This is a genomic window from Peribacillus sp. B65 (assembly GCF_058513295.1).
The window spans coordinates 4,144,096-4,165,622 of sequence record NZ_CP195840.1 but is presented as its reverse complement, the minus strand read 5'-3'; the positions used below and the strand labels follow the sequence as shown (position 1 = coordinate 4,165,622).

Annotated in this window: 20 protein-coding genes and 1 riboswitch; of the genes, 1 reads left to right on the top strand and 19 read right to left on the bottom strand. The window is 42.2% G+C overall.

Translation table 11 applies throughout. From position 1 onward, the window contains the following. Positions 1–53: 53 nt before the first annotated feature. The 8 genes from ACSR9O_RS20270 to ACSR9O_RS20235 form a co-directional block, all read right to left on the bottom strand. Positions 54–296, bottom strand: coding sequence for a dihydrofolate reductase family protein (locus ACSR9O_RS20270; RefSeq protein WP_491724975.1), 243 nt, complete (start codon positions 294–296; stop codon positions 54–56). A 148-nt stretch (positions 297–444) separates the two neighbouring features. Then, the gene (gene racE / locus ACSR9O_RS20265) at positions 445–1,248 is read right to left on the bottom strand and encodes a glutamate racemase (protein ID WP_101222834.1); all 804 of its coding nucleotides are present in this window, start codon (positions 1,246–1,248) and stop codon (positions 445–447) included. 10 nt (positions 1,249–1,258) lie between these two features. Next, a complete protein-coding gene (locus ACSR9O_RS20260; protein WP_101222835.1) occupies positions 1,259–1,702 on the bottom strand; it encodes a MarR family winged helix-turn-helix transcriptional regulator in 444 nt (147 codons plus the stop codon). A gap of 221 nt (positions 1,703–1,923) precedes the next feature. Next, positions 1,924–2,148, bottom strand: coding sequence for a helix-turn-helix domain-containing protein (locus tag ACSR9O_RS20255; protein ID WP_028392149.1), 225 nt, complete (start codon positions 2,146–2,148; stop codon positions 1,924–1,926). Between the two features lie 122 nt (positions 2,149–2,270). After that, positions 2,271–2,735 carry an acyl-CoA thioesterase gene (locus tag ACSR9O_RS20250; protein WP_230176778.1) on the bottom strand — a complete coding sequence of 155 codons (465 nt, stop codon included), beginning with the start codon at positions 2,733–2,735 and terminating at the stop codon, positions 2,271–2,273. Positions 2,736–2,964: 229 nt separating this feature from the next. Beyond that, complete coding sequence (gene sdhB / locus ACSR9O_RS20245) at positions 2,965–3,738, bottom strand: succinate dehydrogenase iron-sulfur subunit (protein WP_048689018.1); 774 nt, start codon at positions 3,736–3,738, stop codon at positions 2,965–2,967. Between the two features lie 17 nt (positions 3,739–3,755). Then, on the bottom strand, positions 3,756–5,507 hold the full coding sequence (gene sdhA / locus ACSR9O_RS20240) for a succinate dehydrogenase flavoprotein subunit (RefSeq protein WP_095390769.1): 1,752 nt from the start codon (positions 5,505–5,507) through the stop codon (positions 3,756–3,758). A 70-nt stretch (positions 5,508–5,577) separates the two neighbouring features. Next, the gene (locus tag ACSR9O_RS20235) at positions 5,578–6,186 is read right to left on the bottom strand and encodes a succinate dehydrogenase cytochrome b558 subunit (RefSeq protein ID WP_034308986.1); all 609 of its coding nucleotides are present in this window, start codon (positions 6,184–6,186) and stop codon (positions 5,578–5,580) included. 384 nt (positions 6,187–6,570) lie between these two features. On the opposite strand from ACSR9O_RS20235, the gene ACSR9O_RS20230 reads away from it, so the two are divergent. Continuing rightward, a complete protein-coding gene (locus tag ACSR9O_RS20230) occupies positions 6,571–7,041 on the top strand; it encodes a YslB family protein (RefSeq protein ID WP_101222837.1) in 471 nt (156 codons plus the stop codon). A gap of 63 nt (positions 7,042–7,104) precedes the next feature. On the opposite strand, the gene ACSR9O_RS20225 is transcribed toward ACSR9O_RS20230, so the two are convergent. The 11 genes from ACSR9O_RS20225 to polX all read right to left on the bottom strand — a co-directional run bounded on the left by ACSR9O_RS20225 (position 7,105) and on the right by polX (position 21,482). Continuing rightward, positions 7,105–8,337, bottom strand: coding sequence for an aspartate kinase (locus tag ACSR9O_RS20225; protein ID WP_101222838.1), 1,233 nt, complete (start codon positions 8,335–8,337; stop codon positions 7,105–7,107). 90 nt (positions 8,338–8,427) lie between these two features. After that, positions 8,428–8,604, bottom strand: a riboswitch (Lysine riboswitch). Positions 8,605–8,665: 61 nt separating this feature from the next. Beyond that, entirely contained in the window at positions 8,666–10,438 is a 1,773-nt protein-coding gene (uvrC, locus tag ACSR9O_RS20220) for an excinuclease ABC subunit UvrC (protein ID WP_230176777.1), read from the bottom strand. A gap of 103 nt (positions 10,439–10,541) precedes the next feature. Continuing rightward, positions 10,542–10,856: a thioredoxin gene (trxA, locus tag ACSR9O_RS20215; protein WP_101222840.1), complete on the bottom strand. Its 315-nt coding sequence runs from the start codon at positions 10,854–10,856 to the stop codon at positions 10,542–10,544. A 186-nt stretch (positions 10,857–11,042) separates the two neighbouring features. Beyond that, complete coding sequence (locus ACSR9O_RS20210; protein ID WP_491724974.1) at positions 11,043–12,020, bottom strand: electron transfer flavoprotein subunit alpha/FixB family protein; 978 nt, start codon at positions 12,018–12,020, stop codon at positions 11,043–11,045. 71 nt (positions 12,021–12,091) lie between these two features. Beyond that, positions 12,092–12,865, bottom strand: a complete 774-nt coding sequence (locus ACSR9O_RS20205) for an electron transfer flavoprotein subunit beta/FixA family protein (protein WP_101222842.1) — start codon at positions 12,863–12,865, stop codon at positions 12,092–12,094. A 125-nt stretch (positions 12,866–12,990) separates the two neighbouring features. Further along, a complete protein-coding gene (locus tag ACSR9O_RS20200) occupies positions 12,991–13,764 on the bottom strand; it encodes an enoyl-CoA hydratase (protein ID WP_427571797.1) in 774 nt (257 codons plus the stop codon). 125 nt (positions 13,765–13,889) lie between these two features. Next, positions 13,890–14,477, bottom strand: coding sequence for a fatty acid metabolism transcriptional regulator FadR (gene fadR, locus ACSR9O_RS20195; RefSeq protein WP_101222845.1), 588 nt, complete (start codon positions 14,475–14,477; stop codon positions 13,890–13,892). A gap of 201 nt (positions 14,478–14,678) precedes the next feature. Further along, positions 14,679–16,376, bottom strand: a complete 1,698-nt coding sequence (locus ACSR9O_RS20190; protein WP_491724973.1) for a long-chain-fatty-acid--CoA ligase — start codon at positions 16,374–16,376, stop codon at positions 14,679–14,681. Positions 16,377–16,900: 524 nt separating this feature from the next. Beyond that, positions 16,901–17,308 carry a DUF350 domain-containing protein gene (locus ACSR9O_RS20185; RefSeq protein WP_034309012.1) on the bottom strand — a complete coding sequence of 136 codons (408 nt, stop codon included), beginning with the start codon at positions 17,306–17,308 and terminating at the stop codon, positions 16,901–16,903. Between the two features lie 65 nt (positions 17,309–17,373). Continuing rightward, on the bottom strand, positions 17,374–19,728 hold the full coding sequence (locus ACSR9O_RS20180; protein ID WP_491724972.1) for an endonuclease MutS2: 2,355 nt from the start codon (positions 19,726–19,728) through the stop codon (positions 17,374–17,376). Between the two features lie 35 nt (positions 19,729–19,763). Then, the gene (gene polX / locus ACSR9O_RS20175; protein WP_491724971.1) at positions 19,764–21,482 is read right to left on the bottom strand and encodes a DNA polymerase/3'-5' exonuclease PolX; all 1,719 of its coding nucleotides are present in this window, start codon (positions 21,480–21,482) and stop codon (positions 19,764–19,766) included. Between the last annotated feature and the right edge of the window lie 45 nt (positions 21,483–21,527).

The following is a 21,527-nucleotide window of genomic DNA, read 5'->3' as shown; positions in this document are numbered from 1 at the left end:
CCTAGGACAGTTTGTACTCCTATTTATACGAGCCCTAGGGGAAAATAGACCAATTATATTTCTCTTTGATAATGGGGCTGGGCAATTTGCCCGTTTGTCAGCTTCACTGGGATTTCGGGACTACCTGAATGGAACAATCGAATCCGATTCCCCAATATAACCGGAATGATGGACAGAATCATTTCATCCACCTGCGTTTCCCTTATGAAATCACTCACTAATTCTGCACTGCCGACAAGCCAGATCCTTGAACCTTCTTTCTGTCTTCCGATGAAATCACCTACATCTTCATCCATAACCCTTTCGCACTTCTTGAAAGCAGGCTTTATGTTGATAGGGAAATTCTTGTTCCAAAATATGAATCTGTCATATGTCTCATAATCACCGTATCGATACTAACACCGTCTGTTCAAGACAAGAAAAAAAGACTTCCAAATGGAAGTCTTATAAGTGATCGATTTTAATTGTTTCAATGGTATTGACATGAATACCGAGCCAGCTCGACGCGATGGAACCAAACATGTCTCTGGAACCGGTTGTATAAAAGCGATGAACTGGGCGGAGCTTGCTTTTATTGATTAATTTATAGTAATCCAAAATGACACTTGCCTCACGGGCGGTTTCTTCCCCAGAGGAAATGACTTGTACTTCATCCCCCATATAGGAAGAGATTACAGGCCCCAGCAGTGGATAATGGGTACATCCAAGGATCAATGTATCGATCTTCGTTTTCTTCAACGGGTTCAAGGTTTGTGCCACGACCCTATTGACGATACCCCCTTCAAACTCCCCGCTTTCTACGATTGGGACAAATTTCGGGCATGCTAAACTATCTACTTTCACATCGGAATTGATGGAGGCAAGCGCGTCGTCATATGCTTTGCTTTTCACCGTGCCTTCCGTACCAATCACGCCAATATGCAAGGAATCAGAAACTTTCAATGCCGCCCTTGCCCCTGGATGGATGACACCCAACACCGGAATCGGAAGTGTTGCCCTGATTTCATCCAGTACAGCTGCAGTCGCTGTATTGCAGGCGATGATCAGCATTTTTATTTCCTTCTTCATCAAAAACCTCGTCATTTGCCATGTAAAGGTTTGGACATCTTTTTTGGTCCTCGGCCCATAAGGGCATCTTGCTGTATCACCTAAGTAAATTATATTTTCATTTGGAAGCTGACGCATGACTTCTTTAGCTACTGTCAAACCGCCTACCCCTGAATCAATGATGCCTATCGGTTGTTTCAAAAAACTCGCCTCATTTTTCTTTCATTTCTTGATGTAGTTTTACTAGAATCCCTTTGAGGGACATGATGTCAGATTCGTTAAAATTGACTAACACGCCACTCAAGTACTGCTGCCGCTTATTAATCACTTCTTCGATTATCCGTTCACCTTCTTCAAGAAGGTGAATTCGAACCACACGCCGGTCCTTTTCATCCCTGACACGCTGGACAAGCTGATGTTTCTCCATGCGGTCAATCAGATCCGTCGTTGTGCTGAAGGCGAGAAACATCTTCGTGGACAATTCGCCAATCGTCATGTCACCTGATTCAAAAAGCCATTGCAAAGCCACGAATTGAGGAATGGTAATTTTATAATCATGGAGAATTTCTCTTCCCCTTTGTTTAAGCCATGACGATACATAGCGCAATTCCCTCTCGATATCGGCTACATATGCCGCCTGCTTCTCTTCATCCATACACACAGCTCCCCACTTCATGAAACTTATCATACTACCATTTTGGATGAAAGTGAAATGATTTTCAAGATTGATTACCTGGAATCATAATGAAACGCTCTCATAAAAATAAGCAGCATCCAAAGAAGTCAAAACAACCAAATTGTTTTGCCCTTCCTTATATGCTGCCAATGAACGGGAGAGAAAATATTTATTAGGCTTACGTATTAAGAGTTAACACATTAAAGCTTAAGTTCTCCCATACGAAGGAGTTCTATGACTGCCTGCGAACGTCCTTTAACTCCAAGCTTCTGCATCGCATTCGAAATATGGTTTCGAACTGTTTTTTCGCTAATAAACAATTCACCTGCGATTTCTTTTGTTGTTTTGTCTTGTACTAGTAACTCAAATACTTCTTTTTCTCTTTTGGTGAGTAGTGGCTTATGAGTGAATTCGTTCTCCTTCAAGTAATGTTACCCTCCTTGCCTTCACCAGCATAAAACCCGGAGTGGGTGTCTATTTAGTCAAGATATAGTATGTCGGCTGGGGCAATGGAGTGACTATTTTACTTGTCTAAATGGAAATATTTTTAGGAATGTTCCAGCACAGTTTGCCACATCGAGTGCTTCATCTCTTCCGTCCAAGGTATCGGCTTTCCGGTGGCCTTGGAGACTTGCACAATCGTCCCCCTGCCCGTTAAACAAATTGATCCATCCTGTTTGGTCCCCATATAATGTATGTCCACTGAAGAATTTCCGATATGGTCAGCTTTCACATGGATCGTCAATCGATCATTGAAAAAAACCTGCTTCAGGTAATCACACTGTAAGTTAGCAACAACCGGCATCTCACCGCATTCAGCAGAGGTCCAATCCGACATGAATCCCATGCTATTGAAATACTCAATCCGTGCTTCCTCAAAATAAGTAAAAGGAATCGTGTTATTCATGTGCCCAAACATATCAGTTTCTGAAAAGCGGACCTTAATCTCATGTTTAAAGGAAAAATCATTGATCCACTCCGTTATATTATCGATATATGATATTTTGCCCAACTTGTGCACACCCTTTCTGAAATGAATGACTATTCACTCATTTTATAAGAAAAAAGCCATAATGAAAAGTATTTTATATTGGAAGATGTTTAATTTTATCATTCTCACTTCATTAATTTAGTCATTCAGCATTTGCGGGTGCCACAAATCATTTTACACATCAATCCAAGCTATCAATCGATAAAAAAAGAACCCATATCAAAAGATATAGGTTCTTTCATGTTCATTATTAAACTTCATCGCTGCCGAAGAAGTTACGGAATTGTTGGATCGTAGTATCACGGTTCAACGCTGCAATCGAAGTAGTTAATGGAATGCCTTTAGGGCAAGACTGCACACAGTTTTGTGAGTTACCGCAGTTTGCAAGTCCTCCATCACCCATGATTGTATTTAAACGTTCAGCTTTGTTCATTGCACCTGTTGGATGTGCGTTGAACAACCGAACTTGTGATAATGGTTGTGGCCCCATGAAGTCTGAATTGCTGTTTACGTTCGGACAAGCTTCCAAACAAACACCGCAAGTCATACATTTAGATAACTCGTAAGCCCATTGACGTTTCTTTTCTGGCATACGCGGTCCCGGTCCAAGATTGTACGTTCCATCGATTGGAATCCATGCTTTTACCTTTTTCAATGAGTCGAACATACGGCTGCGATCGACTTGCAGGTCACGAACAACAGGGAATGTACGCATTGGAGCTAGACGAACTGGCTGCTCCAATTGATCGATAAGAGCTGTACATGATTGTCTTGGTTTACCATTGATAACCATTGAACAAGCACCACATACCTCTTCAAGACAGTTCATGTCCCATGCGATTGCTGTAGTGTGCTTGCCTTGTACAGTTACCGGATTACGACGAATTTCCATAAGAGCCGAAATTACGTTCATATTCGGGCGGTATGCTAATTCGAATTCCTCATCATAAGGAGCTGAATCCGGTGTATCTTGACGAGTGATTATAAAACGGACTGTTTTAGTCTCAGATTTAGTTTCAACCATTTTTTTGCTCCCCCTCTTTAGTGTTTCGTAGTGTAGTCACGTTTACGCGGTGCGATCAGTGATACATCAATATCTTCATAATGGAATTCAGGTGCTTGATCCAAGCCTTTGAATGTTGCCATAGTAGTTTTCATGAATTCCTCATCATTACGTTCTGGGAAATCAGGTTTGTAATGCGCTCCGCGGCTTTCGTCACGGTTTAACGCACCAATTGTGATTACACGAGCCAATTGCATCATGTTTTGCAGCTGTCTAGTGAATGCAGCTCCTTGGTTACTCCATTTAGCCGTGTCATTGATGTTAATTTTCTTGTAACGTTCCATCAGTTCAAGAATCTTGTTATCCGTTTCTTTCAGCTTGTCATTGTAACGAACTACAGTAACATGCTGTGTCATCCACTCACCAAGTTCTTTGTGAAGGACGTACGCATTTTCGTTACCATCAAGAGACATGACTTCATTCCATTTCTCTTGTTCTTGTTTTTCGTACCCTTCATACAATGAAGAAGGAATGGATTCTGAAGTTTTATCAAGGCCTTCAATATATTTAACGGCGTTCGGTCCAGCGACTGAACCACCATAGATTGCAGAAAGAAGTGAGTTAGCACCAAGACGGTTACCGCCATGTTGTGAGTAATCACACTCACCTGCAGCGAATAAACCTTTGATGTTTGTCATTTGGTCATAATCCACCCAAAGTCCGCCCATAGAATAGTGAACGGCAGGGAAAATTTTCATTGGAACTTTACGAGGATCTTCACCCATGAATTTCTCGTAGATTTCAATGATTCCGCCAAGTTTAATATCAAGTAATTTCGGATCTTTATGTGATAGATCCAGGTAAACCATGTTTTCTCCATTAATGCCAAGCTTCATGTTCATGCAGACGTCGAAGATTTCACGAGTCGCGATATCACGAGGTACTAGATTACCATAAGCAGGGTATTTTTCTTCAAGGAAATACCAAGGTTTTCCGTCTTTATATGTCCAGATACGTCCACCTTCACCACGAGCGGATTCACTCATTAGACGAAGTTTGTCATCTCCAGGGATTGCTGTCGGGTGAATTTGAATGAACTCACCATTTGCATAATTTACACCTTGTTGATAAACGATGGAAGCTGCTGAACCTGTATTGATCATTGAGTTAGTTGATTTACCGAAAATGATTCCAGGGCCGCCGCTCGCCATGATGACTGCGTCTCCAGGGAATGATTTGATTTCCATTGAAGTCAGGTTTTGAGCTACGATACCGCGTGCTGTTTGCTCATCATCGATTACAGCTCCAAGGAATTCCCAGCCTTCATATTTCGTTACAAGACCTTCAACTTCATAACGGCGAACCTGCTCGTCCAATGCGTAAAGTAATTGCTGACCAGTTGTTGCACCAGCGAATGCTGTACGGCTATGTTGAGTACCACCGAAACGACGGAAATCAAGAAGACCTTCCGGAGTACGGTTGAACATAACACCCATACGGTCAAACATATGGATGATCGATGGTGCTGCTTCGCACATCGCTTTAACCGGCGGTTGGTTAGCCAAGAAATCTCCGCCATAAACTGTATCGTCGAAGTGGATATATGGAGAATCCCCTTCACCTTTTGTATTTACTGCCCCGTTGATTCCGCCTTGGGCACAAACTGAGTGAGAGCGTTTAACAGGCACTAAAGAAAATAAATCAACCTGTTGTCCCAGCTCTGCTGCTTTGATCGTAGCCATTAATCCAGCTAGACCTCCACCAACGATAACTATTTTACCTTTACCCAATTCTGTCACTCCCTTATTTCCATTAGCCAAGCTATGTTTTTCCTAATTCTTATAAATGAACTCTATCTTCTTATACGAAAGCGAAAATTGCGCTGATTCCGATATAAGAAAGAAGAACGAAAACGATCAATGTAAAGTAAGTCATGATTCTTTGCGATCTTGGTGAAACTGTAAGACCCCAGCTAACTGCAAATGACCATAATCCATTAGCAAAGTGGAAGATTGCCGAGATAATACCAACAATATAGAACACAATCATAAATGGACTAGAGAAAATTTCAGCCATCATGTCAAAGTTAACTTCAGCACCCATAGCTGCTTGAATTCTAGTTGCCCATATATGCCAAACAAGGAAAATCAACGTTATGATTCCAGTTAGACGTTGTAGCATGAACATCCAGTTACGGAAGAAACTAAATCTGCCTAAATTGTTTTTTGCTGTAAAGGCAATATAAATTCCGTACACAGCATGGAAAATGAGCGGTAGATAGATGACGACCCATTCTACCAGAATCTTCACGGGCGTATACTCAATTAAATGAACTGCCCCATTAAAAGTCTCTTCTCCTTTTGTTGCCATAAAGTTTACCGATAAATGAAAAATTAGGAATAGACCAATTGGAATTACTCCTAGAAGTGAATGAAGCCTGCGATTCCCAAACTCACGATTTTTTGCCACTAAGTGCCCCCCCTTAATTTGTGAAAAATCATGCAAAGATAAACTGGTGGCTACCTTTTATCTCCGCGTGAAAATACAGTATAGAGTCAAAAAAACTCCTCTATACTTCCTTTACAATTATGTGACATGTCCATTTTACTCCTGACTTCTATATGCGTCAAGAAAACGGATACAAGAAATCTCTTTTTCAGAATAGATTTTATTGGATTAAATTAGCTATTTTTTGTATGTCAAGATGATATTTTGAATAAATTTCTAATTTAACTATTAATATCTCGATATAATTTCTCATTTTTTTCCAATTGTTATTTAAATAAATAAAAAACAGTATAATTTGCAAAAGAAATACGTTTATAATAGATTTACAGAAAGAGGCGATAAATTATGAAAAAAAATATTGCTGCTGCGATAGAAGAAGAGATTCAAACTGAAGAAATTCAAACTGAAGAATTCCTGGTTCCAGCTTTCGGATACGAATTAATCAGAGAAGTTCTATTGAACGATATTCTCGGAAAAGACTCTAATCAAATCCTCTATTGGGCAGGTAAACAATTAGCAAGAAAATTCCCATTGAATGGCGATCAGGAAGTGATTGAATTTTTCCAAAGCGCTGGATGGGGCAATCTGGAAATCTTGAAATATACGAAACACGAGATGGAATTATCCCTGACGGGTGAAATAATCAGCCGCCGCCTGGATTTACACCCTGATTGTCACTTCCAACTTGAAGCCGGTTTCCTTGCCGAGCAGTTTACACTGCAAAAAAAATTCCTCAGCGAATCAACGGAAGAAATTAAACGCCGCGCAAAAAAAGTGATATTCACCATCCAATGGGATCCCAGAGATCCAATCTAATGAGCCCTTAAAACAGACTTACCCTTTTTACCGGAAGTCTGTTTTTTATTGGACTCCTGACACTTAAGCTAGCACATTTGCATGCTGACCTAGTTTAAATGCTTCATGAAGAGATTCGACCGCCTTCACCATTTCCTTTTCATTGACGACAGTCGAAACTTTAATTTCCGATGTGCTGACCATTTTCACCTGGATGCCTGTATTGGCCATCACTTCAAACATCTCGGCAGCCACTCCCGGATTGGATACCATACCAGAACCGACGATGGACACTTTTGCCAATCCGCTCTCCGTTTCGACTCGGTCGAATCCCAATTGTTCTTTATTATTTTCCAGCACGATCAAGGCCGCTTCCGTATCTTCACTTTTTGTGGAAAAAGATAGATTGGTCGTATCCTCGGCAGTCATGCTTTGAATGATGATGTCCACATTAATCCGGTTTTTCGCAAGTGTTGTGAAGATTGTGGATAATGCACCAAGTGATTGGGGCAAACCATATATTGTGACCCTCGTAATACTGTCTTCAAAAGCAATCCCGCGTACAATTAAGTTTTCTTCCATAGTTGCTTCCTCCTCAATGATCGTTCCTGATTCTCTCTCCATGCTTGAACGGACTTCAAGCGGTATTTGATAATTTTTTGCATATTCGACAGCCCTTGGATGAAGGACGCCCGCCCCCAAGTTGGCAAGTTCCAGCATTTCATCATAAGAAATCGATTGGAGTTTTCGTGCGCCTTTTATGTAGCGAGGGTCCGTTGTGAAAACACCCGTTACATCCGTATAAATATCGCATCTATCCGCATTCAGCGCTGCAGCGATGGCAACCGCTGTCGTATCGGAACCGCCTCGCCCTAAGGTAGTGATTTCCCCATTTGCATCGTTCCCCTGGAAACCAGCCACGACCACTATTTTCTTCTCCTGAAGCTGAGCTTGGATCCTCGTGGCATCGATGTTTAAAATCCGGGCATTCCCATGAACGGATTCCGTTTGCATGCCAGCCTGCCAGCCAGTATACGAAATGGCTTCATGTCCTTCTTCAATCAATGCCATCGTTAACAGGGAAATCGTTACCTGTTCCCCCGTAGTCAATAGCATATCCATTTCCCTCTTGCTCGGGGTTCCGGAAATATCCCGGGCCATGGAAACCAATTGATCCGTGGTTTTCCCCATGGCTGAAACAACGACGACTACCTCATTTCCATTCTGCGCTTCCTCGATTACCCGATTGGCAACATTTTTGATTTTTTCTACGCTTCCGACGGATGTTCCGCCAAATTTTTGAACGATTAATGCCATCCTCATGCACCCTCTCTACCTTTTTAGGCAATAAAAAAAGCAATGAGAAATATCTCATTGCTGTGATCACATATCTAAATACTGTAAACACAGTGAGATAGCTCTCCAGGGTATAAACCCTGACAATCCGCCATTTATTAAATGTCGGACCAGGAAAACAAGGTATGAGTCTTGTCTTCCTTCGGCGTCATCCCCTTTCAAAACCTTTCATGGAAGCTCATACTTCTCCAGGTTTTTACTCTTGAATTCCGCACCTCTATCAGCACTTTTAAGTTGTCTAGTTAAAAATTCTTTTTAATCATAGCATAGAGATTTATCGGTAGCAAGATTATTCTTGTAATTTTCTAACGATTCCCTCTGCTACCCCTTTTGGCATGCCAGCTTCCATGATTTCCTCGGCGGTTGCCTCTTTGATTTTCTTCAATGATCCAAAATGCCTTAATAATTGCTTCCTTCGCTTTTCCCCGACTCCTGGAATATCATCAAGCTGGGAGTGAACTGCATTTTTCCCGCGTAGCTGACGATGGAATGTAATCGCGAACCGATGCACTTCATCCTGAATTCTTTGCAATAGGTAAAATTCCTGGCTCCGTGAATCAAGAGGTACGATTTCAAGCGGATTTCCGATCATCAATTGCGAGGTCCTATGCTTTTCATCCTTAATGAGGCCTGAAAGTGGAATATCAAGGCCCAATTCATTTTCCAGAATATCCCGTACAGCTTCCACATGTCCCTTTCCGCCATCAATGATGATCAAGTCCGGAAGCGGCAGCCCTTCTTTCAATACCCGTGAATACCTTCTTCTGACCACTTCACGCATCGATTCATAATCATCAGGCCCTTGGACCGTCTTGATCTTATATTTGCGGTACTCCCTTTTTTCCGGCTTTCCATCAATGAACACGACTAAAGCGGAAACTGGGTCACTTCCCTGGATGTTGGAGTTATCGAAAGCTTCAATTCGATGCGGGGTGTAGATACCCAGTTGCTTCCCGAGGTTTTCCACCGCATTGATCGTTCTTTCTTCATCCCTTTCAATCAAAGAGAATTTTTCCTGAAGCGCGATGGAGGCATTTTTATTCGCCAATTTAAGCATGTCTTTTTTCGCTCCCCGTTTCGGGTGAATCGTTTTGACACCAAGCAGCCCTTCGGCCATTTCGGCATCCACTGATTCAGGCAGCAAGATTTCCTTTGGTTTAAAGTGGTTCGTAATCTCGTAAAACTGACCGAGGAATGTAAGAAGTTCCTGTTCTGGTTCATCGTAGACCGGAAAAAGTGAAACATCCCTTTCTATTAATTTACCCTGCCGGACAAAAAATACCTGAACGCACATCCAGCCTTTATCATAGGCAAAACCAAATACATCCCTGTCGATGAAATCTGTCGTCATCATTTTCTGCTTCTCCATCGTAATATCGATATGGGCAATTTTGTCACGGAACTCCTTGGCCCTCTCGAAATCGAGATCTTCCGATGCCTCCAGCATTTTTTCAGTCAGTTCTTTTTTTATTTCAGTATGCCCGCCGTTCAAGAACCTGTTGATATCATCCACCATTTTTTTATATTCCTGTTCCTCTACATCATATACACATGGGGCCAGGCACTGGCCAAGGTGATAGTAGAGACAAACGCGATCAGGTAAAGTATTGCATTTTCTAAGGGGATAGATGCGGTCGAGCAATTTTTTCGTTTCGTTAGCTGCAAATGCATTCGGATAAGGACCGAAATATTTACCTTTGTCTTTTTTGACTTTTCGCGTAATGATTAGACGTGGGTGGCGTTCCGCAGTCAGCTTTATGAAGGGATACGTCTTATCATCCTTTAGCATGACATTATATTTTGGGTCATGTTTTTTGATTAAGTTCAACTCTAAAATAAGAGCCTCGATATTGGAAGAGGTGACAATATATTCGAAATCCTCAATTTCATTCACGAGCCGGAATGTTTTTCCGTCATGAGATCCCGTGAAATAAGAACGGACACGATTTTTCAACACTTTCGCTTTGCCTACATAAATGATCGTTCCCTGACGATCTTTCATTAAATAACAACCAGGTTGATCGGGAAGAAGGGCAAGTTTATTCTTTATTTGTTGATTCATGCATTCAGCCTCCTGTTCTCCCTTTTTTACAATTATTATATATCAAGATAGCGAAAAAAGCTTCAAGTCCGCAGACTTGAAGCTTTTTTTAGCTAACCTACTATTACGCGTGTTTTGAAATAAGTTCAGCAAGTGCTTCTTTAGGTTGGAAACCAACAACCTTATCAACCACTTCACCGTCTTTAAGCACGATTAATGTCGGGATGCTCATCACACCAAATTTTCCAGCTGTTTCTTGGTTTTCATCCACATCCACTTTTACGATTTTTGCTGTATCGCCAATTTCAGTATCAAGCTCTTGAAGAACAGGAGCGATCATTTTACAAGGTCCGCACCATGGAGCCCAAAAATCTACAAGAACGACACCTTCGCTAGTATCTGTTGTGAACGTTTGGTCAGTTGCATTTATAATTGCCATATATATTTCCTCCTCAAATTTACTCAAATAACTAAAAACAGTATATCATTGTTGCTCGAATCGATGCTAATATTTTGCTTCAGTGGTAGGATGTCCAAAAAAAGAGTAAATATGCAGGCCAAATAAAGGGGCAAGACATGTATCGGCTTATGCCAAATGTCTTGCCCCTCATCTGTATTATTTCTATTACGCGTTAACTTTAAGTTTTTTGAATTCTTCCGTTAATAACGGAACGACTTCGAAAAGGTCTCCGACAATTCCATAATCCGCCACATTGAATATGTTAGCTTCCGGGTCTTTATTGATCGCAACGATAACCTTGGAGTTGGACATCCCAGCTAAATGCTGGATCGCACCGGAAATTCCGCAGGCGATATAAAGGTCAGGTGTTACGACTTTACCCGTTTGCCCGATTTGCAGAGAGTAATCGCAATAATCCGCATCACATGCTCCGCGGGAAGCTCCTACCGCTCCGCCAAGAACTTGTGCCAGTTCCTTTAATGGTTCAAAACCATCTTCACTTTTCACGCCGCGGCCACCAGCGATGATTACTTTCGCTTCTGAAAGGTCGACCCCTTCACTGGCTTTTCTTACAACATCTTTAATGATTGTACGTAGATCCTTGATATCCACACTTAATGTAGAAACATCACCAGAGCGGGACTCATCTTTCGCTAATGGTTCGATATTGTTCGGACGGATTGTCGCGAATATCACGCCATCTGTTACAATTTTCTTTTCAAATGCCTTACCGGAATAGATCGGACGGGTGAAAACGATATTTCCGCCTTCTTCTTCAATGGATGTAACGTCAGAGATCAATCCTGATTCAAGCTTTCCAGCCAATTTTGGTGCAAGGTCTTTTCCTAGGGCCGTATGTCCAAAGAATATTCCTTCTGGTTTTTCCTGATCGATGACGGCAAGCAAGCTTTGCGCATAACCATCTGAAGTATATTGTTTCAATTGATCATTTTCGACTGCAACAACCCGGTCTGCCCCATACTGGATCAATTCATTTCCGAAATCTTGAACACTGTCACCAACCAAGACACCTACTATTTCCCCGCCATCTGCAGCAAGTTTAGCCGCACCGATAGCTTCAAATGATACATTTCTCAGTGAACCGTCACGAACTTCGCCCAATACAAGAAACTTTCTAGCCATTTATAAAAACCTCCTGTGCACTATTTTATCTTTTTGTCGTGTGTTGTTATTTTGAAAAAGTACCGTTTCGATTAAATCACTTTTGCTTCGCTTCGTAATAATTGAACAAGTTCGCTTACTTGATCACCGATTTCGCCGTTTAATACTTTTCCAGCTTCTTTTTTAGCAGGAAGGTAAATTTCAATCGTTTTTGTTTTTGCCTCAACATCTTCTTCTTCCAAATCCAGGTCATCCAATTCCAATTCTTCAAGCGGTTTTTTCTTCGCTTTCATGATTCCCGGCAATGATGGATAACGTGGTTCGTTTAACCCTTGCTGAGCCGTCACCAACAACGGAAGGGATGCTTCGATCGTTTCAGAGTCCCCTTCGACATCACGGATAACGCTTACATTTCCATTTTCGATGTCCAGCTTAGTAATGGTAGTAATATAGGGAATTTCTAAAATTTCGGCCACGCGTGGTCCCACTTGACCAGAACCGCCATCAATTGCAACGTTCCCTGCAATGATTAAATCGGCATTTTTATCTTTTAAGTATTCGCCTATAATTTTGGCAGTCGTGAATTGGTCGCCATTTTCAATATCGTCTTCTATATTTATCAATACGGCTTTGTCAGCACCCATTGCCAGCGCCGTACGTAATTGCTTTTCAGCCTCTTCGGTTCCGACGGAAATAACCGTTACTTCGCCGCCTTGTGCATCACGCACCTGGATTGCTTCTTCAACTGCATACTCATCGTATGGATTAATGATGAATTCTGCTCCATCCTCATTAATTTTCCCGTTGGATAGAGTAATTTTTTCTTCTGTATCAAATGTTCTTTTCAGCAGTACATAAATGTTCACGATAATACCTCCCGAATAATTTGAGTTTTGAAGATTATGAATTTTATTGATATATAGTATTGTATTCTACAGATTTCATCAAAATCCTGCATGATATATAAAAATAGTTATTTATACTCGAATCATCATTTCCCTGTGAATACAGCTTCCCTTTTTTCAATGAAAGCGCCGATTCCTTCTTGTGCATCAGCAGTATCGAAAGCTTGGCCAAAGAGGGCGGCTTCCCTTTCCACACCTTTATGGTAGGCATCATGCTTGGAATAATTTAATAACTCTATGGCCGACTTTAAAGCAAGCGGGCTTTTCTTGGCAATTTTATTGGCTAGTTCTTTAGCTTTCGGAATCAATTCTTCATCCGTGAAGGCATGATTCGCCAATCCGCATTGTACAGCTTGGGTACCTGAAATCGGTTCACTTGTAAACAGCATTTCAGCTGCCTTTGCCATGCCCACATAACGAGGAAGACGTTGGGTCCCAGCAAATCCAGGGATTAAGCCCAACTGCAGCTCAGGCAAACCCAGTTTAGCCCTTTCGGTTACCAAACGGATGTGACAGGCCATGGCCAGCTCCAATCCTCCGCCAAGGGCCGCTCCATGGATGGCTGCAATGACCGGTTTTGGGAAAGATTCGATTTTCTCAAAAACAGATTGCCCGTTCTTGGTCAGCTTCTCGAAAGCTTTCCCGTCTTTCACTTCCGTAAACTCCTTAATGTCTGCTCCTGCAGAGAAGAATCTTCCTTCACCATGAAGAAGGACAACCCGTACGGCGTCATCATTCTCAATTTGGTCGAAGGCCTGTGACAGCTCTCCGATGATAGCCGAAGAAAGTGCATTTGCAGGTGCATGATCAATCGTTATAAAAGCCACATGATTTTCGACAGAAAGCTTAAGATATTCCATTTCAATCCCTCCAGGCATACTAGTCGAACTTTTTAGAAAATTTAATATGTATCACTTCCCGATAAAGCTGGAAGCAGAATTAACCGATTCTTTCGAGGATGGCTCGCCATCCTCTATTTAAATCGTTAACTTTTCAGGCCACAGCCGCCAATCAGAAGGCGGTGAACATCTGGTGCAAGGTCTGGGAGCGAATACTTTTGCTCATTCATGACCCAGGTCGTCACTGTTTCGTCAATCGTTCCAAAAATCATCTGCCTGGCAAGTAAATTATTTAAATCAGGCAGGAATTCGCCGTTTTCTTTTCCTTCTATAATGATTTGATCGATTAAATTTAAATACCCTCTTAACACATCATTAATTCTTAGGCGCAATTCTTTATTCGACTGTCTTAATTCCAACTGAGTGACAATTGCTAAATTCACGTCTTCTGAAAGGTTTTTAAAATGTTTTTGGATGAGCACATGCAGTTTATCCGAAGCAGTGGTCTTTCCTTTTAGCTCTTCTTCGATCTGTTCCACAAAATAGCCCATCTTTTCATGGAATAATGATATTAGGATATCTTCTTTATTTTTAAAATAAAGATATATGGTGCCATCCGCTACCCCTGCCTGCTTGGCGATTTTGGATACTTGGGCTTGATAGTAACCGTTTTGGGCAATGACGATAACGGCCGCATCAATAATTTGATTATACTTAGGTCTGTTGCTTTTCACTGGATGTCCCCTTTCAGAAAATGAATGAACCATCATTCATATTTCTATCATAAAATGTTGACCCTTTACTGTCAAGCAAAACTTCTAAGGGGCCTGACATTCCACTTCTGTCCATTGTACAGTCCCCATCCATAGGTTGTCCAGCCGTTTTGCAAAACACGGAGCTCTCTTCCGCTGCTCCGTTAAAAGGGGGGTGCATGTTTAAGCTTCTTTTCTTTCCTCGGATATTTTTTTCTTTTCCTCCTCGATTAGGACCCTTCTCAGGATCTTTCCTATCGTCGTTTTTGGAAGTTCATCCCTGAATTCATAGCTGCGCGGCACCTTATAGGAAGCCAGGTTCTTTCTGGCAAATTCATTCAATTCCTCTTCTGTGACCCTCGCATTTTTTTTCAGTACGACATAGGCCTTGACGGTTTCCCCGCGATATGGGTCAGGGATGCCTGCCACAACCACTTCCTGTATGGCCTCATGCTCGTATAGCACCTCTTCCACCTCACGTGGATATATATTGAAACCGCCTGCAATGATTGTATCCTTTTTCCTCTCGACGACATAAAAGAACCCCTGCTCATCCATGTAACCCAGATCGCCAGTAAGCAGCCAGCCATTTTTAAAGGTTTTTTCCGTTTCATCCGGACGATTCCAATATCCTTGCATCACCTGTGGTCCTTTTATTGCAATCTCTCCAATTTCATTCGGAGGAAGCTCTTCAAAGTTTTCCAGGGACAGAATCACCGAGTCGGTATCTGGCCAAGGCAGTCCAACGCTTCCTTTTACACGCGGCTGATCCCAAATGAAATTAGCATGTGTCACCGGTGAGGTTTCTGAAAGCCCATAGCCTTCAACAAGCTTTCCGCCGGTAATTTTCTCAAACTGCTCCTGGACCTCTAAGGGCAATGATGCAGAACCGCTTATACAGGCATTGATGGAAGAAAGGTCATATTTGGCGATATCCGGATGGTTCAAGAGGCCAATATACATCGTGGGTGCTCCTGGAAACATGGTCGGTTTCTGTTTTTGAATGGTTTTAAGCGTCGCTTCGACATCAAATTTTGGCATGATGATCATGGTGTTCCCTTCCATGACGGATAAAACCAAAACTGTAGTCATACCGTATACATGGAAGAAAGGCAGAATCGCAAGGATCCTTTCCTCACCGCGCTTATTTTTATAAAGCCATGCATTGCACATTTTCGTATTTGCCAGCATGTTCTTATGGGTAAGCATGACCCCTTTGGGAAAGCCTGTTGTCCCACCTGTATATTGCAAAAGCGCAAGGTCATTATCCACATCGATTGGCACTGTGACTTCTTCAGTGATCTTTCGTTTCATGATTTCGGAAAATAAATGATGATTCCCTTCATGCTCCACATTGATGACAATGCCGTATTGCTTTTTTTGGATAAAAGGATAGATAAGATTTTTCGGGAATGGTAAATATTCCTTGATAGCGGTTACAATTATATGTTCTATATCCGTTCTTGATGCCACTGCTGTGACACGGGGAAATAAAATATCCATCGCTAAAATTATTTTCGCTCCGGAATCTTTCATTTGATATTCTAATTCACGTTCCGTATAGGTTGGATTCGTTTGAACCACGACTCCGCCGGCCATCAAAATCCCAAAAAAGCTTATGACACCCTGAGGGCAGTTTGGAAGCATGACGGCAACGCGTTCACCTTTTTGAAGACCGATACTTTTTAAATAGGCTGCAAACTTTAAAGCCGATTCATGCACTTCCCGGAAAGTTAATTCTTTTCCCTGGAAATGAATCGATACTTTATCAGGGAATTCTTCAGCTGATTCCTTCAAAAAAGAATAAAGAGGTTTATCTTCGTACGACAAAACAGCGGGTATCTGTTCCGGATAAATAGCTTGCCATGGCTTATTGCTCATTTGCCCCCTCCTTCTGAATATTCTCAATACTCTTAATCATTATAATACAATCGGGATTTTCTTACAATTGCCGAATTTCAGAGTATAAAGACCTTATGATGAGAAGTAGACCAGTATATATCCTATGCCAACCACAGGGAACGAAATACATTAAAAGAGAGAAAAAAAAGGAGTGGATCCACTCCTTACAGACTGTAGACAAATTAGGGTAGAACCAGTTCACCTTCAATTCTAGTGAAGGTTTCATCTCATATAAGTTTGCATGCACGGTAAAGCATTAAGCGATAATGCTTCAATCTTTTGTATCAATTTGGAGTGAACCATATTTCTCTTCCTTTGCCGTAAAGTCTATTTGACCAATGTTATTTCTAACTTTTGTAAGAGTTCAAATAAAAGAAGCGGCACAATGGCCGCTTCAATTGAAGAATGTCATATAAATGATTCCAAACAGAAAAAAGATACCGCAACAAACAATTAATACTTTTGCAAGTTTCTCCACAGCTTACTCCCTCTCATGAAGGGCATTAAGAAATTCCGGCGCCGATGACAAAAGATAATGCGATTGATATGATCATCGATAGGAATCCAACTGCCCGATTATCTTTTTGTATTTCTTCATCTATTTTAAATCCAGGAGTCATAAATTCAAAAATGAAATACCCGATTAACAGCAGGACAAATCCGTATACGCCCCAGCCAATCATGGTAAGAAGCGAATTCTGATGGAGAATGGACTGTTGGAATACATAGGCGATCCCAAATATTTTACCACCTGTTGCCAATGCGACAGAAAGGTTTCCCTGTTTGATTTCCTCCCAGTTCTTGTACTTTGTGACAAGTTCAAAAATGGCTAAAAAAACAATCATGCACAAAATAACGACACTGTAACGAGCAGCTATATATACATATTCATTTTCCCACATGTTCTCCATGGTCCAACTCCCGAATGGTAACTAGCCACCCGGCTTGGCTAAATAGCCGGAGTGACCGCTTTCCTTTATTTAAATTCCACCACCGTAACACCTGTTCCGCCTTCACCAGCTTCCCCGAAGCGAATCCTTTTGACAGAGCGGTGATTTTTCAAGTATTCCTGGACTCCGGACCGAAGAGCGCCCGTTCCTTTACCATGAATGATGGAAACACTCGAATAACCGGCCAAAAGAGCATCATCAATGTACTTTTCCACTCTTGAAATTGCATTTTCAAAGCGTTCTCCACGGAGGTCAAGTTCCACGCTAACATGATAATCGCGGCCTTTGATTGTGGTAAGCGGCTTTGTTTCTTTTACTTTTGTGCTCTTGATGAATTCCAGGTCAGACTCCTTCACCTTCATCTTCATGATGCCGATCTGAACCTGCCATTCATTATTTGAGACCTTCTCAATCAAGTGACCTTTTTGACCAAAGCTTACTACCTTAACTTCATCTCCAGGTTTCAAGCTTTTATCCAGCGGCTTAGCAGCTTTATTTGACGTTTTTTTCACTTTAGGCGCTGCTTCTTCAAGCCGCTTTTTGGCATCGATCAGTTCATGCTCTTTAACATCGGCATGCTTTTCCAGTCGCAGTTTACGTAAATCGGCAATGATCGCTTCCGCTTCCTTTTGTGCATTTTCAACGATTGCTGCTGCCTGTTTTGCTGCCTTTTCGACCATCGCATCCCGTTCTTCATGGTACTCATCAATTTGCCTTTGAAGGTCTTTATGAAGAATTTCCGCCTCTTTCAGGTGATTCTTGGCTTCCAGCTCCTCTTCTTCAGCCTTCTTGCGGCTGTCCTCAAGGGATGCTATCATATTTTCAACTTTATTCGTGTCCTCACCAATATGACTGCGGGCGCTGCTTATCACGTTTTCTTCCAAACCAAGACGCTTGGAAATTTCAAAAGCATTACTCCGCCCTGGTACACCGATCAAAAGTTTGTAGGTGGGACTCAAAGTTTCCACATTAAATTCGACGCTTGCATTAATGACGCCTTCCCGATCATATCCATACGCTTTTAATTCCGGGTAATGTGTCGTTGCAATTACACGTGCTCCGCGCTTATACACTTCATCCAAAATGGAAATCGCCAAAGCGGCACCTTCCTGTGGATCTGTTCCCGCTCCAAGCTCATCGAATAAAACAAGGCTGTCATAATCTACATGCTTAAGGATATCGACAATGTTGACCATATGCGAGGAGAATGTACTTAAGCTTTGTTCAATCGACTGTTCATCGCCAATATCGGCATAAACAGAAGAAAACACAGCCGTTTCGGAACCATCCAGCGCAGGGATTTGCAGACCCGACTGGGCCATTAACGTACAGAGGCCTATCGTTTTCAGGGTAACCGTCTTCCCTCCTGTATTCGGACCGGTGATGACGATTGTCGTAAATTCATCACCAAGAAAAATATCATTGGCTACGACAACATCACTCGGAATGAGCGGATGTTTCGCTTTGAATAATTTCACGCGTCCCTCATTATTCAGAATCGGCTTGGATCCTTTTATCGCTTTTGCATATTTTGCCTTGGCAACAAGGAAATCGATTTGTGCAAGCACTTTGACATTATGAAGCAATTCAGGGGTGAACGCACCGACTTTTTCCGATAGTTCAACCAATATCCGTTCTATTTCCTGCGTTTCCTTCACCCGGGTTTCCTGCAGGACATTATTCAGTTGAACAATTGCTTGCGGTTCAATGAACAACGTCTGCCCTGATGATGATTGATCATGAATGATCCCGCCATATACACTGCGGTATTCCTGTTTTACCGGGATGACGAATCGATCATTCCGGATGGTGATGATGGCATCGGATAACATTGTTGATGCATTTGAAGAACGGATCATACTTTCCAGTTTTTCCCTGACGCGGCTTTCGTTCGTCCGAATTTGGTTTCTTAGGGTACGAAGCTTGTCGCTGGCAGAATCCATCACTTCGCCATGTTCGCTTACTGCAAACGTAATTTCCTGTTGCAAATCAATCAACGGATGAAGGGAATCGATATATTCAGCTAATAGCGGAACATCAATTTCCTGCTCTGCGAGTTCTTCGAAAAAACGGCTGAGGATCCTGCCGGCACGAATCGTACTCGCAAGTTCCATCAGTTCCATCGGCGAGAGCATTCCGCCAATCTGTGCCCTTTTTGCATGTGGACGGATATCGAAAATCCCGCCCAATGGCAGGTTACCTTTCAACCGGACGATTTTGGCTGACTCATCTGTTTCTTCCTGCCATCTCGACACTTCTTCAAAATCCGTGGAAGGCATTAATTGCTCTGCCTTCTCTTTTCCTATGGATGAGGATGCGTGTGAGATTAATTGTTCTTTTATTTTATGAAATTCCAATGTCTTTAAAGCTTTTTTATGCATGGAGTTAAAGCTCCTCCTTATTTATGGGCAAATAGTTAATCATTTCTCTTTAAAAACGCCAATAATCCATCCGTATCCCTTGCATTAAGAACCGTTGATTCTTTAATCCAGCCCTTTTTGGCTGACGAGACCCCAACAGGCATATGTTCAAGCATGTCGATGCTGTGGGCATCCGTATTGATTATGATAGGAACTCCCGCTTCTTGCGCCTTGCGCAGATGGGGAGGTGCCAAATCCAATCGGTTCGGATTCGCATTCAATTCCAAGGCGGTATTCGTTTCACGAGCCAGTTCGATCAGCATCTCTATATCCACATCATATCCGGCGCGTCTGCCAATGATCCTTCCCGTTGGATGGGCGATGATATCTACATGCGGATTATTCAGAGCCGTTTTTAAGCGCTCCATGATCGTTTCCCGCGGCTGTGAAAAGCTTGAGTGAATCGATGCGATCACCAAATCCATCTCTGCAAGCAGCTCATCGTCATAATCAAGTGTCCCATCAGGAAGTATATCCATTTCAATCCCTGAAAGAACGGTAAAGTCAGCGTATTTTTCATTAAGTTCATGGATGATTCGTTTTTGTTCTCGTAAACGTTCCGCGGTCAAGCCGTTCGCCACTTTCAGATATTGCGAATGATCGGTGATGGCCATATATCGATACCCTTTTGCACGGCATGCTTCAATCATTTCTTCAATCGTATGAGCCCCATCACTCCATGTGGTATGCATATGCAGATCACCTTTAATGGCCTCTAAAGATATGAGAGGTTCATTAGCATCATAATGCTCGACTTCCGTTCCATCTTCACGTATTTCTGGCGGAATGAAAGGAAGGCCAAAATGGTTATAAAATTGTTCTTCCGTTTCAAACGTCAAAACATCACCGGTTTCAGTCACTTCCACCCCATATTCGCTGATTTTCTCTCCGCGATCTTTAGCAAGCTGGCGCATCCGCACATTGTGATCCTTCGAACCTGTAAAATGATGGAGTGTCGTGATGAATTCCTTATCCTTAACGATTCGGAAATCAACAGAAATATCATATTCATAATCAAGCACGACCGATACTTTTGTATCACCGGCCGCAATTACCTGCTTTATCCCTTGTATTGCTAGCAGTTGATTTTTAACCTCTTCGGGATGATCTGTCGAAATGATGAAATCTAGGTCCTTGATCGTTTCCCTCATGCGCCGGATGCTGCCGGCCCTGGAAGAACGGATGATGTATTCCATGTTAGCAAGGGCCGTTTCAATATCAGCCGCGATCGGCCTCATGAAGGCAAGGGGGAGTCGATCGGGCCTTGAACCCGCCTCGGCAATTGCAGACAGGATCTTCTCTTCCGTTTTTTTGCCGAAACCGGCAAGCGCCGCGACCCTGCCTTCTTCACAGGCGATTTTAAGATCATTCACATCTTTGACATGCAGCTCTTTATGAAGCTTGGCAATTTTCTTCCCGCCCAAACCTTGAAGCTGCAAGAGCGGAATCAATCCTTTTGGCACCTGCTCCTGAAGCTCTTCAAGTACAGTCGATTTCCCCTCATTTATATACTCTTCGATGACGGATGCCGTTCCTTTCCCGATTCCATTTAAAGCGGTAAAATCTTCGATCTCCGACAGGCTCCGGTCATCCGTTTCCAAGGCGCCTGCTGCCTTTCGGAAAGCTGAAACCTTGAACGGGTTCTCTCCTTTTAATTCCATATATATTGCAATTTTTTCTAATAATTTAATGATATCTTTTTTATTAATTGTCATTTAATTCACCGCCGGAAAAATTAGTAGGGTCTCCCATGTTCACTT

Excerpts from the sequence above, each read along its gene's own strand:
- ACSR9O_RS20270 (WP_491724975.1), bottom strand. The coding sequence starts at position 296 with ATGGATGAAGATGTAGGTGATTTCATCGGAAGACAGAAAGAAGGTTCA.
- trxA (WP_101222840.1), bottom strand. The coding sequence starts at position 10,856 with ATGGCAATTATAAATGCAACTGACCAAACGTTCACAACAGATACTAGC.
- ACSR9O_RS20190 (WP_491724973.1), bottom strand. The coding sequence starts at position 16,376 with ATGAGCAATAAGCCATGGCAAGCTATTTATCCGGAACAGATACCCGCT.
- ACSR9O_RS20210 (WP_491724974.1), bottom strand. The coding sequence starts at position 12,020 with ATGGCTAGAAAGTTTCTTGTATTGGGCGAAGTTCGTGACGGTTCACTG.
- ACSR9O_RS20230 (WP_101222837.1), top strand. The coding sequence starts at position 6,571 with ATGAAAAAAAATATTGCTGCTGCGATAGAAGAAGAGATTCAAACTGAA.
- sdhB (WP_048689018.1), bottom strand. The coding sequence starts at position 3,738 with ATGGTTGAAACTAAATCTGAGACTAAAACAGTCCGTTTTATAATCACT.
- ACSR9O_RS20225 (WP_101222838.1), bottom strand. The coding sequence starts at position 8,337 with ATGGCATTAATCGTTCAAAAATTTGGCGGAACATCCGTCGGAAGCGTA.
- uvrC (WP_230176777.1), bottom strand. The coding sequence starts at position 10,438 with ATGAATCAACAAATAAAGAATAAACTTGCCCTTCTTCCCGATCAACCT.
- ACSR9O_RS20260 (WP_101222835.1), bottom strand. The coding sequence starts at position 1,702 with ATGGATGAAGAGAAGCAGGCGGCATATGTAGCCGATATCGAGAGGGAA.
- polX (WP_491724971.1), bottom strand. The coding sequence starts at position 21,482 with ATGACAATTAATAAAAAAGATATCATTAAATTATTAGAAAAAATTGCA.
- ACSR9O_RS20200 (WP_427571797.1), bottom strand. The coding sequence starts at position 13,764 with ATGGAATATCTTAAGCTTTCTGTCGAAAATCATGTGGCTTTTATAACG.
- ACSR9O_RS20185 (WP_034309012.1), bottom strand. The coding sequence starts at position 17,308 with ATGGAGAACATGTGGGAAAATGAATATGTATATATAGCTGCTCGTTAC.
- ACSR9O_RS20180 (WP_491724972.1), bottom strand. The coding sequence starts at position 19,728 with ATGCATAAAAAAGCTTTAAAGACATTGGAATTTCATAAAATAAAAGAA.